15 protein-coding genes are annotated in these 15,601 nt (G+C 70.4%); 14 read left to right on the top strand and 1 reads right to left on the bottom strand.

The window, feature by feature from the left end:
* The first annotated feature begins 19 nt into the window (after positions 1 to 19).
* The 8 genes from aroC (at position 20) to nusB (ending at position 6,586) form a co-directional block, all read left to right on the top strand.
* Positions 20 to 1,204 carry a chorismate synthase gene (aroC, locus tag SLUN_RS06770; protein ID WP_108147621.1) on the top strand — a complete coding sequence of 395 codons (1,185 nt, stop codon included), beginning with the start codon at positions 20 to 22 and terminating at the stop codon, positions 1,202 to 1,204.
* Between the two features lie 29 nt (positions 1,205 to 1,233).
* On the top strand, positions 1,234 to 1,716 hold the full coding sequence (locus tag SLUN_RS06765; protein WP_108154570.1) for a shikimate kinase: 483 nt from the start codon (positions 1,234 to 1,236) through the stop codon (positions 1,714 to 1,716).
* On the top strand, positions 1,713 to 2,804 hold the full coding sequence (gene aroB / locus SLUN_RS06760) for a 3-dehydroquinate synthase (protein ID WP_108147620.1): 1,092 nt from the start codon (positions 1,713 to 1,715) through the stop codon (positions 2,802 to 2,804). The genes SLUN_RS06765 and aroB overlap by 4 nt, the downstream gene beginning before the upstream one ends.
* Positions 2,801 to 3,241 (top strand): type II 3-dehydroquinate dehydratase, encoded by a 441-nt coding sequence (aroQ, locus tag SLUN_RS06755; protein ID WP_108147619.1) that lies wholly within the window; start codon positions 2,801 to 2,803, stop codon positions 3,239 to 3,241. Before aroB ends, aroQ begins: the two co-directional genes overlap by 4 nt.
* Before the next feature lie 149 nt (positions 3,242 to 3,390).
* Positions 3,391 to 4,344 carry a Pro-rich N-terminal domain-containing protein gene (locus SLUN_RS06750; protein WP_108147618.1) on the top strand — a complete coding sequence of 318 codons (954 nt, stop codon included), beginning with the start codon at positions 3,391 to 3,393 and terminating at the stop codon, positions 4,342 to 4,344.
* Positions 4,345 to 4,424: 80 nt separating this feature from the next.
* Positions 4,425 to 5,531: an aminopeptidase P family protein gene (locus SLUN_RS06745; protein WP_108147617.1), complete on the top strand. Its 1,107-nt coding sequence runs from the start codon at positions 4,425 to 4,427 to the stop codon at positions 5,529 to 5,531.
* Positions 5,532 to 5,582: 51 nt separating this feature from the next.
* Positions 5,583 to 6,149, top strand: a complete 567-nt coding sequence (gene efp, locus SLUN_RS06740; RefSeq protein WP_108147616.1) for an elongation factor P — start codon at positions 5,583 to 5,585, stop codon at positions 6,147 to 6,149.
* A 2-nt stretch (positions 6,150 to 6,151) separates the two neighbouring features.
* Positions 6,152 to 6,586, top strand: coding sequence for a transcription antitermination factor NusB (nusB, locus tag SLUN_RS06735; protein WP_108147615.1), 435 nt, complete (start codon positions 6,152 to 6,154; stop codon positions 6,584 to 6,586).
* Positions 6,587 to 6,813: 227 nt separating this feature from the next.
* Here nusB and bldD read toward each other — a convergent pair whose 3' ends face one another.
* A complete protein-coding gene (bldD, locus tag SLUN_RS06730) occupies positions 6,814 to 7,314 on the bottom strand; it encodes a transcriptional regulator BldD (protein ID WP_023542978.1) in 501 nt (166 codons plus the stop codon).
* A 244-nt stretch (positions 7,315 to 7,558) separates the two neighbouring features.
* Between bldD and pyrR the strand changes: the two genes are divergently transcribed.
* The 6 genes from pyrR to carB all read left to right on the top strand — a co-directional run bounded on the left by pyrR (position 7,559) and on the right by carB (position 15,594).
* Positions 7,559 to 8,176 (top strand): bifunctional pyr operon transcriptional regulator/uracil phosphoribosyltransferase PyrR, encoded by a 618-nt coding sequence (gene pyrR / locus SLUN_RS06725; RefSeq protein ID WP_108147614.1) that lies wholly within the window; start codon positions 7,559 to 7,561, stop codon positions 8,174 to 8,176.
* Between the two features lie 142 nt (positions 8,177 to 8,318).
* Positions 8,319 to 9,305 (top strand): aspartate carbamoyltransferase catalytic subunit, encoded by a 987-nt coding sequence (locus SLUN_RS06720; RefSeq protein ID WP_108147613.1) that lies wholly within the window; start codon positions 8,319 to 8,321, stop codon positions 9,303 to 9,305.
* A gap of 2 nt (positions 9,306 to 9,307) precedes the next feature.
* On the top strand, positions 9,308 to 10,594 hold the full coding sequence (locus SLUN_RS06715) for a dihydroorotase (protein WP_108147612.1): 1,287 nt from the start codon (positions 9,308 to 9,310) through the stop codon (positions 10,592 to 10,594).
* A complete protein-coding gene (locus tag SLUN_RS06710) occupies positions 10,591 to 11,160 on the top strand; it encodes a PH-like domain-containing protein (protein ID WP_108147611.1) in 570 nt (189 codons plus the stop codon). The genes SLUN_RS06715 and SLUN_RS06710 overlap by 4 nt, the downstream gene beginning before the upstream one ends.
* Positions 11,157 to 12,293, top strand: a complete 1,137-nt coding sequence (gene carA / locus SLUN_RS06705) for a glutamine-hydrolyzing carbamoyl-phosphate synthase small subunit (protein ID WP_108147610.1) — start codon at positions 11,157 to 11,159, stop codon at positions 12,291 to 12,293. The genes SLUN_RS06710 and carA overlap by 4 nt, the downstream gene beginning before the upstream one ends.
* Positions 12,286 to 15,594, top strand: a complete 3,309-nt coding sequence (gene carB / locus SLUN_RS06700; RefSeq protein ID WP_108147609.1) for a carbamoyl-phosphate synthase large subunit — start codon at positions 12,286 to 12,288, stop codon at positions 15,592 to 15,594. The genes carA and carB overlap by 8 nt, the downstream gene beginning before the upstream one ends.
* Positions 15,595 to 15,601 lie beyond the last annotated feature (7 nt).

Raw genomic sequence — 15,601 nt, 5'->3', positions numbered from 1 at the left:
GCGAGCAGGAGGAGCACCGTTGAGCAGGTTGCGTTGGCTGACGGCGGGGGAGTCTCACGGACCCGCACTGGTGGCGACTCTGGAGGGTCTTCCCGCCGGTGTACCGATCACGACGGAGATGGTGGCGGACCACCTCGCCCGGCGGCGGCTCGGTTATGGGCGCGGTGCGCGGATGAAGTTCGAGCGCGACGAGGTGACCTTCCTCGGCGGCGTGCGCCACGGGCTGACCATGGGATCGCCGGTCGCGGTCATGGTGGGCAACACCGAGTGGCCGAAGTGGGACAAGGTCATGGCGGCCGACCCCGTCGATCCGGACGAGCTCGCGCAGCTGGCCCGTAACGCGCCGCTGACCCGGCCGCGGCCCGGCCACGCGGACCTGGCGGGCATGCAGAAGTACGCACTCGACGAGGCCCGGCCGATCCTGGAGCGCGCCAGCGCCCGCGAGACCGCGGCACGTGTCGCGCTCGGCGCGGTCGCCCGCTCGTACCTCAAGGAGACGGCGGGCATCGAGATCGTCTCCCACGTGGTGGAGCTGGCGTCGGCGAAGGCCCCGTACGGCGTGTACCCGGCCCCCGCCGATGAGGCGAAGCTGGATGCGGACCCCGTGCGCTGCCTGGACGCCGATGCGTCGAAGGCGATGGTCGCGGAGATCGACCAGGCCCACAGGGACGGCGACACCCTCGGTGGTGTCGTCGAGGTGCTCGCGTACGGCGTGCCCGTCGGTCTCGGCTCGCATGTCCACTGGGACCGCCGCCTCGATGCCCGTCTCGCGGCCGCGCTGATGGGGATCCAGGCCATCAAGGGTGTCGAGGTCGGCGACGGCTTCGAGCTGGCGCGCGTGCCGGGGTCGCAGGCGCACGACGAGATCGTGCCGACCGAGGCCGGGATCCGCCGCACGTCGGGCCGCTCCGGCGGCACGGAGGGCGGCATGTCGACCGGTGAGCTGCTGCGGGTTCGCGCGGCGATGAAGCCGATCGCGACGGTGCCGCGAGCGCTGGCCACCGTCGACGTGGCCACGGGCGAGGTCGCGGCGGCGCACCACCAGCGGTCCGACGTGTGTGCCGTGCCGGCCGCCGGGATCGTGGCCGAGGCGATGGTCGCGCTGGTCCTGGCGGACGCGGTGGGGGAGAAGTTCGGCGGCGACAGCGTCTCCGAGACCCGCCGCAATGTGCAGTCCTTCCTCGACAACCTCCAGATCCGGTGAGCGCCCCGCTGATCGTCCTGGTCGGGCCCATGGGCTCGGGCAAGTCCACGGTGGGCAAGCTGCTCGCCGAGCGGCTCGGTGTGGCCTACCGGGACACCGACGCCGATATCGTCGCGGCCCAGGGCCGGGAGATCTCGGACATCTTCGTCGACCTGGGCGAGCCGTATTTCCGCGATCTCGAGCGTCAGGCCGTACGAGCGGCCGTCGCCGAGCATCCGGGCGTACTCGCCCTCGGCGGCGGTTCGATCCTCGACGACTCGACGCGTGAGCTGCTGGCCGGACTGCCCGTCGTCTATCTCTCGATGGACGTGGAGGAGGCGGTCAGGCGGGTCGGCCTCAACCAGGCGCGCCCGCTGCTCGCCGTCAACCCGCGCCGGCAGTGGCGGGAGCTGATGGACGCACGCCGCCACCTCTACACCGAAGTGGCCCGCGCCGTCGTGGCCACCGACGAACGCACCCCCGAAGAGGTCGCCCAAGCGGTCCTCGACGCACTGGAGTTGAAGGACGCATGACGGAACAGGCAGTGACCCGCATCCAGGTCGGCGGCACGGAAGGCTCGGATCCGTACGAGGTGCTGGTCGGCCGTCAGCTGCTCGGCGAGCTCCCCGGACTGATCGGCCGGGCCCAGAGGGTGGCGGTGCTGCACCCCGAGGCGCTCGCCGGCACCGGTGAGGCGATCCGCGAGGACCTGGCGGCCCAGGGCTACGAAGCCATCGCCGTCCAGCTGCCGAACGCCGAGGAGTCCAAGACCGTCGAGGTCGCGGCGTACTGCTGGAAGGCGCTCGGCCAGACCGGCTTCACCCGTACCGACGTCATCGTCGGCGTCGGCGGCGGAGCCACCACCGATGTCGCCGGCTTCGTCGCCGCGACCTGGCTGCGCGGGGTGCGCTGGATCGCCCTGCCGACGACCGTGCTGGGCATGGTCGACGCGGCGGTCGGCGGCAAGACCGGCATCAACACCGCCGAGGGCAAGAACCTCGTGGGTGCCTTCCACCCGCCCGCCGGTGTGCTCTGCGATCTGGCCGCTCTGGACTCGCTGCCGGTCAACGACTACATCAGCGGCCTGGCCGAGGTCATCAAGGCGGGCTTCATCGCCGACCCCGCCATCCTCGACCTCGTCGAGGCCGATCCGCAGGGTGCGCGAACGCCCGCCGGGCCGCACACAGCCGAGCTGATCGAGCGCTCCATCCGGGTCAAGGCCGAGGTTGTCTCCAACGACCTCAAGGAATCCGGGCTGCGCGAGATCCTCAACTACGGACACACCCTCGCCCACGCCATCGAGAAGAACGAGCGCTACAAGTGGCGGCACGGCGCGGCCGTCTCGGTCGGCATGGTCTTCGCCGCCGAACTGGGCAGGCTGGCCGGGCGACTGGACGACGCGACCGCCGACCGGCACAGCGCCGTCCTGGAGTCCGTTGGACTGCCGCTGACCTACCGCGGCGACCAGTGGCCCAAGCTCCTTCAGACCATGAAGGTCGACAAGAAGTCCCGCGGCAATGTGCTGCGCTTCATCGTCCTCGACGGTCTCGCCAAGCCGACCGTGCTGGAGGGCCCGGACCCGGCCGTGCTGCTCGCGGCGTACGGGGAGGTGTCCGGATGACCCGTCAGGTCCTCGTGCTCAACGGCCCCAACCTCGGGCGGCTCGGCTCCCGCGAGCCCGATGTGTACGGCGCGACCTCCTACGCCGGTCTGGTGGAAACCTGCCAGGAGCTCGGCAAGGAGCTCGGCTTCGACGTCGACGTACGGGAGACGAACGACGAGGGCGAGCTGATCCGCTGGCTGCACGAGGCCGCGGACGGTTCAATTCCGGTCGTTCTCAACCCGGGTGCTTTCACGCACTATTCGTACGGGATGCGTGACGCGGCCGCCCAGCGGACCGCCCCGCTGATCGAGGTGCACATCTCGAATCCCTATACGCGCGAGACATTTCGGCACACATCGGTGGTCGCGGCCGTCGCCAGCGGCACGGTCGCGGGCTTCGGCATCGGCTCGTACCGCCTCGCACTGCGTGCGCTGGCAGAGGAGTCGGGTGCCTGACAGGGCACTTGGGGCCGTCTCCGGCCGTTCTCACTGTGGCGGCCGGAGGGGGCACCTCCCAGCGGTGGCCGGGAGAGGTACCGTTCGGTAGCAGGGCAGCCGAGCTGCCGCTTGACCAGCGTCAGTCGTACGAGACGGAGTGGCACCGGATGCAGCACGCAGTGGGGGCTCCGCCGCCCCACGGACCGGGGCACGGACCGGCCGGATGGACGCACAGCGCCCAGCACCCGGGGCCTCTGCCCGGACCGCCCGCAGGTCCTCCACCGCCCGCGGCCCCTGCTGGTCCTCCGCCGCCTGCCGCTCCGTCCGGCGCGCCGCCCGGTGCTCCCTCCGGACCTCCCGCGGGTCCTCCGCACCGTGCTCCCGCCGGGCCTCCGCCCGGGGCGCCGCCGCGCCAGGGGCAGCCTCCCGCCCTCGGCTGGACGGCTCCCGCCTCCCAGCACGCCTCCGTGCCGCCCTCCCGCGAGACGACGGGGCACATCCAGCTGCCGCCCGGCGGTCCGGTTCCCATACCCGCGCCGCCGCAGGCGGGCGGCGGCACCGGTGCCACCACTCTCGCCGTCCTGCTGATCGGCCCGGCGGGCGCCGGGAAGACGACCGTGGCCCGTCACTGGGCAGCCGGCCGTCGCGTCCCCACCGCGCACATCAGCCTCGACGACGTGCGCGAATGGGTCCACTCCGGCTTCGCCGACCCCCAGTCCGGCTGGAACGACCACTCCGAGGCCCAGTACCGCCTCGCACGCCGCACCTGCGGCTTCGCCGCCCGCAATTTCCTGGCCAACGGGATCTCCTGCATCCTCGACGACGCGGTCTTCCCGGACCGTCCCGTCGTCGGGCTCGGCGGCTGGAAGCGCCATGTCGGCCCCGGTCTGCTGCCCGTCGTCCTGCTCCCCGGCCTCGAGATCGTGCTGGAGCGCAACGCCGAGCGCAGCGGCAACCGCCGCCTCTCGGACGAGGAAGTCGCCAGCATCCACGGCCGGATGGCCGGCTGGTACGGCTCAGGACTGCCGATCATCGACAACTCCAAGTACGACGTGGAGACCACGGCGCGGGTCCTCGACGACGTACTCGCCCGCTCGATCGCCAGCCCGCCGAGCTGGTAGGCCGCCGCCCACTCGCGTGCCCACCCCCGGTCGGACGCGCTGACCAGGCCGTGCCGTGCTCCCGCTCGTACGCTCGGAGCATGTCAGAGGTGTTCGGTGTCCGCCGTGGCCGGCTGCGCGACCGGTGCGCGGCGACCGGGAGTGCCGGGGTCCTGGTCTCCCGCCCCGCCAACGTCCGCTATCTCGCCGGTGGCGCGCCGCCCGGCGCCGTACTGCTGCTCGGTCCGGGCGAGGATGTCCTGCTCTGCCCCCGTACGCCCACCGGCGATCCCGCCGACGGCCGCCCCGACGAACAGCTGCGGCTGACCGTGCTGCCGAGCTCGGCCGGCGATCCGGCGGTCGCGGCCGCCGAGCTGGCCAGGACGGCCGGCGTGGAGTCGCTCGCCGTCGAGGAACACCATCTGACGGTCGCCCGGCACCGTGCGGTGGGCTCGGTGGCGCCCCGGCTGTACCTCGCCGACCTCGGTCTCGCCGTCGAGCAGCAGCGGCTCGTCAAGGACGAGGAGGAGATCGCCTGCATGCGGATCGCGGCGGAGATCGCCGACCAGGCCCTCGGCGAACTGCTGGAGTCGATCCTGGTGGGCCGCACCGAGCGGCATCTCGCGCTGGAGCTGGAGCGCAGGCTCGTCGACCACGGCGCCGACGGCCCCGCCTTCGCGACCTCGGTCGCGACCGGCCCGAACTCGGGCCAAGGCGGCCACCGGCCCTCCGACCGCCGGGTCGAGGAGGGTGATTTCCTCTCCGTCTGCGTCGGCGCCAACTATCGCGGCTACCGCTGCGAGATCGGCCGTACGTTTGTCATCGGGACGACTCCGGCCGACTGGCAGATCGAGCTGTACGACCTCGTCTTCGCCGCTCAGCGGGCCGGGCGGGAGTCTCTCGCACCTGGCGCCGCGTACCGCGATGTGGACCACGCGACCCGCCAGATCCTGGACGCCGCAGGCCATGGAGAGGGCGTCGCGCCGCTCACCGGGCACGGCGTCGGGCTCGAAATCGACGAGGACCCGCAGCTGGCGCCTGCGGCCATGGGTAAACTGGACGCTTGTGTGCCGGTCACCGTCGAACCGGGGGTTCACCTCCCGGGCCGGGGCGGGGTCCGGATCGATGACACGCTCGTCGTGCGCCAGGAGGCGGACGGCGGACCCGAGCTACTCACCATTACGACCAAGGAGCTTCTCGCGCTGTAGCGCGTACGCCTTCGCGGTCCCACCAGCTTCAGTCCAGGAGATTCCGCAACCGTGGCTTCCACGAACGACCTCAAGAACGGCCTGGTGCTCAAGCTCGACGGAGGCCAGCTCTGGTCCGTCGTCGAGTTCCAGCACGTCAAGCCCGGCAAGGGCCCTGCCTTCGTGCGCACCAAGCTCAAGAACGTGCTGTCCGGCAAGGTCGTCGACAAGACGTTCAACGCCGGCGTGAAGGTCGAGACGGCCACCGTCGACCGCCGCGACATGCAGTTCTCGTACATGGACGGCGAGTACTTCGTCTTCATGGACATGTCGACGTTCGACCAGCTCATGGTCGACCGCAAGTCCGTCGGTGACGCCGCCAACTTCCTGATCGAGGGCTTCACCGCCTCGGTCGCCCAGCACGAGGGCGAGGTGCTCTACGTCGAGCTGCCCGCCGCCGTCGAGCTGACCATCCAGCACACCGACCCGGGTGTCCAGGGCGACCGCTCCACCGGCGGCTCCAAGCCCGCAACGCTGGAGACCGGCTACGAGATCGGTGTTCCGCTCTTCATCACCACCGGTGAGAAGATCAAGGTCGACACCCGCTCCGGTGAGTACCTCGGCCGGGTGAACAGCTAACCGTGGCTGCCCGGAACAAGGCCCGTAAGCGGGCCTTCCAGATCCTCTTCGAGGCCGACCAGCGCGGGGCGTCCGTGCAGACGGTCCTCGCGGACTGGGTGCGGCACGCGCGGAGCGACGACCGGCAGCCGCCGGTCGGCGAGTACACCATGGAGCTCGTCGAGGGGTACGCGCAGTACGCGGACCGGATCGACGACCTCATCGCCACCTACGCCGTCGGCTGGACGATCGACCGGATGCCGGTTGTCGACCGGAACATCATCCGGCTCGGTGCGTACGAGCTGGTGTGGGTCGACGAGACCCCGGACGCGGTGGTGATCGACGAGGCGGTGCAACTCGCCAAGGAGTTCTCCACCGATGAGTCCCCGTCGTTCGTGAACGGCCTGCTGGGCCGCTTCAAGGACCTCAAGCCGAGTCTGCGGCGCGACCGCGACTGACCGGGCAGCCGGACGGCTGCACCAGGCCCGAAGCCCAGGACGAACAGTCCTGGGCTTCGGGCCTGGTGCATGTCCTGGCCGCCCCGTCGGGGCTCCGCCCCGAACCCCGGACACGTCTGAAGGGCGTCCCCGGAGAAACGCAGCGGAGGGCGAACCCGGAACAGCCGGGTTCGCCCTCCGACATGACGCCGAGGTGACGGCGACGTGACGTTTCTCCTGAAGTGGCGTCAGCCCTCGTCGTGGGCGACCGCGCGCCGCGCGTCCGCGTCGAGGACGCCCCAGCTGATGAGCTGCTCGGTCAGAACCGACGGCGACTGGTCGTAGATCACGGCCAGCGTGCGCAGGTCGTCCTGACGGATCGACAGCACCTTGCCGTTGTAGTCGCCCCGCTGGGACTGGATCGTGGCGGCATACCGCTGGAGCGGACCTGCCTTCTCCTGCGGCACATGGGCCAGGCGCTCCAGGTCCAGGACGAGCTTCGGCGGCGGCTCGGCGGCCCCGCCCGGCGTGGTGCCCGGAAGCAGTTCCTGCACCGGGACGCCGTAGAAGTCCGCCAGCTCGGCGAGGCGCTGCACGGTGACGGCACGGTCACCGCGTTCGTACGACCCGACCACTACGGCCTTCCAGCGGCCCTGGGACTTCTCTTCCACGCCGTGGAGGGAAAGTCCCTGCTGGGTGCGGATGGCGCGGAGCTTGGCCCCGAGCTGCTTTGCGTATTCGCTGGACATATAGCTCCCCGGACGCTGTGACAACGTGCGGCTCCGCCGCGCGGCTGGTAACTCACTGTGAGGTTACGCAGCGTTACTTGGATGCGTCAAGCCGAATGGTCCACACCGGTCTCTGCCCGGGCCGGACAAGGGGCGGTACAAGGGGCGGTACAAGGGGCCGCGCAAGGCCCTGGTAACGTGGGTGGCGCAATTTCGACGTCCTTTAAGATCCGTCCCGTGAGGCGGAGAAGGAGGTCCGTTTCATATGGACACGCAAGGCAGTTCCGATGTCGCCCGCCCCGTTCTCGAGGCTCCCGACATCGCGCGGGTACTGACCCGCATCGCCCACGAGATCGTCGAACGCGCCAAGGGCGCCGACGACGTGGTGCTTCTCGGCATTCCGACCCGCGGTGTCTTCCTCGCCCGCCGGCTCGCCGACAAGCTCGAAGAGATCACCGGCCGCAAGATCCCGGTCGGCTCCCTCGACATCACCATGTACCGCGACGACCTGCGTATGCGGCCCGCCCGCACGCTGGCCCGCACCGAGATCCCCGGTGACGGCATCGACGGCCGGCTGGTCGTCCTCGTCGACGACGTGCTCTTCTCCGGCCGCACCATCCGCGCCGCGCTCGACGCGCTGGGCGACATCGGCCGGCCGCGCGCCGTGCAGCTCGCGGTCCTGGTCGACCGCGGCCACCGCGAACTCCCCATCCGCGCCGACTATGTCGGCAAGAACCTCCCCACGTCGCTGCGGGAGACGGTCAAGGTCCTGCTCGCCGAGGAGGACGGTCGCGACACCGTGCTGCTCGGCGAGCGAAGCGAGGTGGGGGTCCCCCCGGACGAAGTCTGGGGGAGCGAGACCGCCCCGGCCGGCGAGCAGTAGCACCTCTCCGTACGCCTCCGAATCCCCGTACGGACGTGCCACCTGCGCGCCCGCATGCCGCTGTGCTTGTCCGGCGCCGCATCCCAAAGCGGCTCCGCCGCAGGCCGGACCCACGACCTCCAGACAAACGGAGCACACCCAGATGAAGCGTCACCTCATCTCGGCCGCCGACCTCACCCGCGACGACGCCGTGCTGATCCTCGACACCGCCGAAGAGATGGCCCGGGTCGCCGACCGGCCGATCAAGAAACTGCCGACCCTGCGCGGCCGTACCGTCGTCAACCTCTTCTTCGAGGACTCGACGCGGACCAGGATCTCCTTCGAGGCCGCCGCCAAGCGGCTGTCCGCCGATGTCATCAACTTCTCCGCCAAGGGGTCCTCGGTCTCCAAGGGCGAGTCCCTCAAGGACACCGCGCTGACGCTCGAGGCGATGGGCGCGGACGCCGTCGTCATCCGGCACGGCGCCTCCGGCGCTCCCTACCGGCTCGCCACCTCGGGCTGGATCGACGGCGCGGTCGTCAACGCCGGCGACGGCACGCACGAGCACCCCACCCAGGCACTGCTCGACGCCTTCACGATGCGCCGCCGCCTGGTCGGCGCGGACGCCGGCCTGGGGCGTGACCTGGAAGGCCGCCGGATCACGATCGTCGGCGACATCCTGCACAGCCGCGTGGCCCGCTCCAACGTCCTGCTGCTGAACACCCTCGGCGCCGAGGTCACCCTCGTCGCCCCGCCCACCCTCGTGCCCATCGGCGTCGAAAGCTGGCCGTGCGAGGTGTCGTACGACCTGGACGAGGTGCTGCCGAAGTCCGACGCGGTGATGATGCTGCGTGTGCAGCGCGAGCGGATGAACGCCGCCTTCTTCCCGACCGAGCGCGAGTACTCGCGCCGCTACGGCCTGGACGGCGACCGCATGGCCCGGATGCCCGAGCACGCGATCGTGATGCACCCCGGCCCGATGAACCGCGGCATGGAGATCACCGCGCAGGTCGCGGACTCCGACCGCTGCACGGCCGTCGAGCAGGTCGCCAACGGCGTCTCGACCCGTATGGCCGTCCTGTATCTGCTTCTGGGCGGCAATGAGCCCGCCGTCAGCCCCACCCCCGCGCGCACCGAGGAGAACCAGTAACCATGAGCAAGATCCTTATTCGCGGCGCGAAGGTGCTGGGCGGCGAGGCGCAGGACGTCCTGATCGACGGCGAGACCATCGCCGAGGTCGGCACGGACCTCGAAGCCGGGGACGCGACGGTCGTCGAGGCCGCAGGACAGATCCTGCTGCCCGGTCTCGTGGACCTGCACACCCATCTGCGCGAGCCCGGCCGCGAGGACTCAGAGACCGTCCTCACCGGCACCAAGGCGGCCGCCGTCGGCGGCTTCACCGCCGTGCACGCCATGGCCAACACCTTCCCGGTCGCCGATACGGCCGGTGTGGTCGAGCAGGTCTACCGACTCGGCAAGGAGTCCGGCTACTGCGACGTTCAGCCCATCGGCGCCGTCACCGTCGGCCTCGAAGGCAAGAAGCTCGCCGAGCTCGGCGCCATGCACGACTCCGCCGCGGGCGTGAAGGTCTTCTCCGACGACGGCAAGTGCGTCGACGACGCGGTGATCATGCGCCGGGCCCTGGAGTATGTGAAGGCCTTCGACGGGGTCGTCGCCCAGCACGCCCAGGAGCCCCGCCTCACCGAGGGCGCCCAGATGAACGAGGGCGTCGTCTCCGCCGAGCTCGGCCTCGGCGGCTGGCCGGCCGTCGCCGAGGAGTCGATCATCGCCCGCGATGTCCTCCTCGCCGCCCACGTCGGCTCGCGCGTGCACATCTGCCACCTCTCCACCGCAGGCTCGGTCGAGATCGTCCGCTGGGCCAAGTCCAAGGGCTGGAACGTCACCGCCGAGGTCACGCCGCACCACCTGCTGCTCACCGATGAGCTCGTACGCTCGTACAACCCCGTCTACAAGGTGAACCCGCCGCTGCGCACCGAGGCCGACGTGCTGGCCCTGCGCGAGGCCCTCGCCGACGGCACCATCGACTGCGTCGCCACCGACCACGCCCCGCACCCGCACGAGGACAAGGACTGCGAGTGGGCCGCCGCCGCCATGGGCATGGTGGGCCTGGAGACCGCGCTCTCCGTCGTCCAGCAGACGATGGTCGACACCGGTCTCATCGACTGGGCGGGCGTCGCCGACCGGATGTCCTTCCGGCCCGCGCAGATCGGCCGCCTGGAGGGCCACGGACGGCCCGTCTCGGCAGGTGAGCCCGCGAACCTCACCCTCGTCGATCCGGCATACCGTGGACGCGTGGACCCCGCGGGCTTCGCCTCCCGCAGCCGCAACACCCCCTACGAGGGCCGTGAGCTGCCGGGACGCGTCACCCACACCTTCCTGCGGGGCCGGGCAACGGTCGTGGACGGGAAGCTGGCGTGACTCCATTCATCCAACTGGCCGCCGAGCAGAAGTCGGCGGACGTGACGGACTGGGCCGCTCGCCTCGGCTGGGTCGCCGGACTGCTGCTCTTCATCGCCCTTGTCTACTGGCTGATGCGCCAGGGCTGGAAGTGGCGTGGCAGCCTCCAGTCCGGCCTCCCGGAGCTGCCCACCGCGCCCGAGGCGCCGGGTGAGGCGAAACTTGAGCTGAGGGGCCGGTACCACGGCTCCACGACCGCCGGACAGTGGCTCGACCGGATCGTGGCCCACGGCTTGGGTGTACGCAGCCGGGTCGAGCTCACGCTCACCGACGCGGGCCTCGACGTCGTACGCCCCGGAGCGAGCGACTTCTTCGTCCCGAGGGAAGCACTGCGCGAGGCCCGGCTCGACAAGGGCATCGCGGGCAAGGTCCTCGCCGAGGGCGGACTGCTGATCGTCACGTGGGCGCACGGCGGGACGCTGATCGACTCCGGCTTCCGCTCCGACCACGCGGCCGAGCACAGCACCTGGGTCGAAGCCATCAACAGCACGCAGAACTCGCACACGACGGAAGGCACCGCACGATGACGATCTCCACCCGGGGAGCCGCCAAGGCTCCCGCCGTACTCGTCCTGGAGGACGGCCGCACCTTCCGCGGCCGCGCCTACGGGGCCGTGGGGGAGACCTTCGGCGAGGCGGTGTTCAACACCGGAATGACCGGTTACCAGGAGACGCTCACCGACCCCTCGTACCACCGCCAGGTCGTCGTGATGACCGCCCCCCACATCGGCAACACCGGCGTCAACGACGAGGACGACGAGTCCGGGCGGATCTGGGTCGCCGGCTATGTCGTACGCGACCCCGCGCGCGTGGCCTCCAACTGGCGCGCCCGTCGCTCCCTGGACGACGAGCTCGTCGCCCAGGGCATCGTCGGCATCAGCGGCATCGACACCCGCGCGCTCACCCGCCATCTGCGTGAGCGCGGCGCGATGCGCGTCGGCATCTTCTCCGGCAACGCGCTGCCCGACGCGGGCACGATGCTCGCCGAGGTGCGCCAGTCGGCCGAGATGCAGGGCTCGAACCTCTCCGCCGAGGTCGCCACCAAGGAGACGTACGTCGTCCCGGCGATCGGAACCAAGCGCTTCACCGTCGCCGCCATCGACCTCGGCATCAAGGGCATGACCCCGCACCGCATGGCCGAGCGCGGCATCGAGGTGCACGTCCTGCCCGCCACCGCCACCGTCGACGATGTGTACGCGGTCGGCCCCGACGGCGTCTTCCTGTCCAACGGTCCCGGCGACCCGGCCACCGCCGACCTGACCGTGATCAAGGGCGTCCTGGAGCGCAGGACCCCGCTCTTCGGCATCTGCTTCGGCAACCAGCTGCTCGGCCGCTCGCTCGGCTTCGGCACGTACAAGCTGAAGTACGGCCACCGAGGCATCAACCAGCCCGTGCAGGACCGCTCCACCGGCAAGGTCGAGGTCACCGCGCACAACCACGGATTCGCCGTCGACGCCCCGCTCGACCAGGTCTCCGACACCCCCTACGGCCGCGCCGAGGTCTCCCACGTCTGCCTCAACGACAACGTGGTCGAGGGCCTGCGACTGCTCGACCAGCCGGCCTTCAGCGTCCAGTACCACCCAGAGGCGGCCGCGGGCCCGCACGACGCCGCGTACCTCTTCGACCGCTTCGTATCCCTGATGGAGGGCCAGCGTGCCTAAGCGCTCCGATATCCAGTCCGTCCTGGTCATCGGCTCCGGCCCGATCGTCATCGGCCAGGCCGCCGAGTTCGACTACTCCGGCACCCAGGCCTGCCGCGTCCTCAAGTCCGAGGGCCTGCGCGTCATCCTGGTGAACTCCAACCCGGCGACGATCATGACCGACCCGGAGATCGCCGACGCCACCTATGTCGAGCCGATCACCCCCGAGTTCGTCGAGAAGATCATCGCCAAGGAGCGCCCCGACGCGCTGCTGCCCACCCTGGGCGGCCAGACCGCGCTCAACACCGCGATCTCCATGCACGAGCAGGGTGTGCTGGAGAAGTACGGCGTCGAGCTCATCGGCGCCAGTGTCGAGGCGATCAACAAGGGCGAGGACCGCGACCTGTTCAAGGGCGTCGTCGAGGCCGTGCGCGCCAAGATCGGCCACGGCGAGTCCGCCCGCTCGGTCATCTGCCACTCCATGGACGACGTCCTGGGGGGCGTCGCGACGCTCGGCGGCTACCCCGTCGTCGTCCGGCCGTCCTTCACCATGGGGGGCGCCGGCTCCGGCTTCGCGCACGACGAGGACGAGCTGCGCCGTATCGCCGGACAGGGCCTCACGCTCTCCCCGACCACCGAGGTGCTCCTGGAGGAGTCCATCCTCGGCTGGAAGGAGTACGAGCTGGAGCTGATGCGCGACAAAAACGACAACGTCGTGGTCGTCTGCTCCATCGAGAACTTCGACCCGATGGGTGTGCACACCGGCGACTCGATCACCGTCGCGCCGGCGATGACCCTCACCGACCGCGAGTACCAGCGGCTGCGTGACGTCGGCATCGCGATCATCCGCGAGGTCGGCGTGGACACCGGCGGCTGCAACATCCAGTTCGCCGTCAACCCCGAGGACGGCCGGATCATCGTCATCGAGATGAACCCGCGCGTCTCCCGCTCCTCGGCGCTCGCGTCGAAGGCCACGGGCTTCCCCATCGCCAAGATCGCCGCCCGGCTCGCCGTCGGTTACACCCTCGACGAGATCCCCAACGACATCACCGAGAAGACCCCGGCGTCCTTCGAGCCCACACTCGACTACGTCGTGGTCAAGGTGCCCCGCTTCGCCTTCGAGAAGTTCCCGTCGGCCGACGCCACCCTCACCACCACCATGAAGTCGGTGGGCGAGGCCATGGCCATCGGCCGGAACTTCACCGAGGCGCTCAACAAGGCGCTGCGGTCCCTGGAGAAGAAGGGCTCGCAGTTCTCCTTCACCGGTGAGCCCGGGGCCAAGGCGGAGCTCCTCGAGACCGCCAAGGTCCCCACCGACGGCCGCATCAACACGGTCATGCAGGCCATCCGCGCGGGCGCCACCCCTGAGGAGATCTTCGACGCCACGAAGATCGACCCGTGGTTCGTCGACCAGCTCTTCCTGATCAAGGAGTACGCGGACGAGCTCGCCGCGGCCGAGAAGCTCGAGCCCGAACTGCTCGCGGACGCGAAGCGCCACGGCTTCTCCGACGCCCAGATCGCCGAGATCCGCGGGCTGCGCGAGGACGTCGTACGCGAGGTCCGGCACGCGCTCGGCATCCGCCCGGTCTACAAGACGGTCGACACCTGCGCCGCCGAATTCGCCGCCAACACCCCGTACTTCTACTCCTCGTACGACGAGGAGAGCGAGGTCGCGCCGCGTACCAAGCCCGCAGTGATCATCCTCGGCTCCGGTCCGAACCGCATCGGCCAGGGCATCGAGTTCGACTACTCCTGTGTCCACGCCTCCTTCGCGCTGAGCGAGGCGGGCTACGAGACCGTGATGGTCAACTGCAACCCCGAGACCGTCTCCACCGACTACGACACCTCCGACCGGCTCTACTTCGAGCCGCTCACCCTGGAGGACGTCCTGGAGATCGTGCACGCCGAGTCGCTGGCCGGCCCGGTCGCGGGCGTCATCGTCCAGCTCGGCGGCCAGACCCCGCTGGGTCTCGCCCAGGCGCTCAAGGACAACGGCGTCACCGTCGTGGGTACGCCGCCCGAGGCCATCCACGCCGCCGAGGACCGCGGCGCCTTCGGCCAGGTGCTCGCCGAGGCCGGACTCCCGGCGCCCAAGCACGGCACCGCGACCACCTTCGCTGGCGCCAAGGCCATCGCCGACGAGATCGGCTACCCCGTCCTCGTACGCCCGTCGTACGTGCTGGGCGGGCGCGGCATGGAGATCGTGTACGACGAGGCCCGCCTCGAGTCGTACATCGCCGAGTCCACCGAGATCAGCCCCACCCGTCCGGTGCTCGTCGACCGCTTCCTCGACGACGCGATCGAGATCGACGTCGACGCGCTCTACGACGGCACCGAGCTCTACCTCGGCGGCGTGATGGAGCACATCGAGGAGGCCGGCATCCACTCCGGCGACTCCGCGTGCGCACTGCCCCCCATCACGCTCGGCGGCTTCGACATCAAGCGGCTGCGCGCCTCGACCGAGGCCATCGCCAAGGGTGTGGGTGTGCGCGGACTGATCAACATCCAGTTCGCGATGGCCGGGGACATCCTGTACGTCCTCGAGGCCAACCCGCGCGCCTCACGCACGGTCCCCTTCACCTCGAAGGCGACCGCCGTACCGCTCGCGAAGGCCGCCGCCCGTATCTCGCTGGGCGCGACCATCGCCGAACTGCGCGCGGAGGGCCTGCTGCCGAAGAACGGCGACGGCGGCACCCTGCCGCTCGACGCGCCGATCTCCGTCAAGGAGGCCGTGATGCCGTGGTCACGCTTCCGCGACATCCACGGGCGCGGTGTCGACACCGTCCTCGGCCCGGAGATGCGGTCCACCGGTGAAGTCATGGGCATCGACTCGGTGTTCGGCACGGCGTACGCCAAGTCGCAGGCGGGCGCGTACGGTCCGCTGCCCACCAAGGGCCGCGCCTTCATCTCGGTCGCCAACCGCGACAAGCGCTCGATGATCTTCCCGGCGCGTGAACTCGTCGCGCACGGCTTCGAATTGCTGGCCACCTCCGGCACGGCCGAGGTCCTCAAGCGCAACGGCATCAACGCCACCGTCGTACGCAAGCAGTCCGAGGGCGAGGGCCCGAACGGCGAGAAGACCATCGTCCAGCTGATCCACGACGGCCAGGTCGACCTCATCGTCAACACCCCGTACGGCACCGGCGGCCGCCTCGACGGCTATGACATCCGTACGGCGGCCGTGGCGCGCTCCGTGCCGTGCCTCACGACGGTCCAGGCGCTGGCCGCCGCCGTCCAGGGCATCGACGCGCTCAACCACGGTGACGTGGGCGTCCGTTCACTCCAGGAACACGCGGAACACCTGACCGCGGCCCGCGACTAGCCACCCG

The organism is Streptomyces lunaelactis, assembly GCF_003054555.1.
GTDB lineage: Bacteria > Actinomycetota > Actinomycetes > Streptomycetales > Streptomycetaceae > Streptomyces > Streptomyces lunaelactis.
Note: the sequence above shows the minus strand (reverse complement) of the source record. Positions and strands in the feature narration are given on the sequence as shown.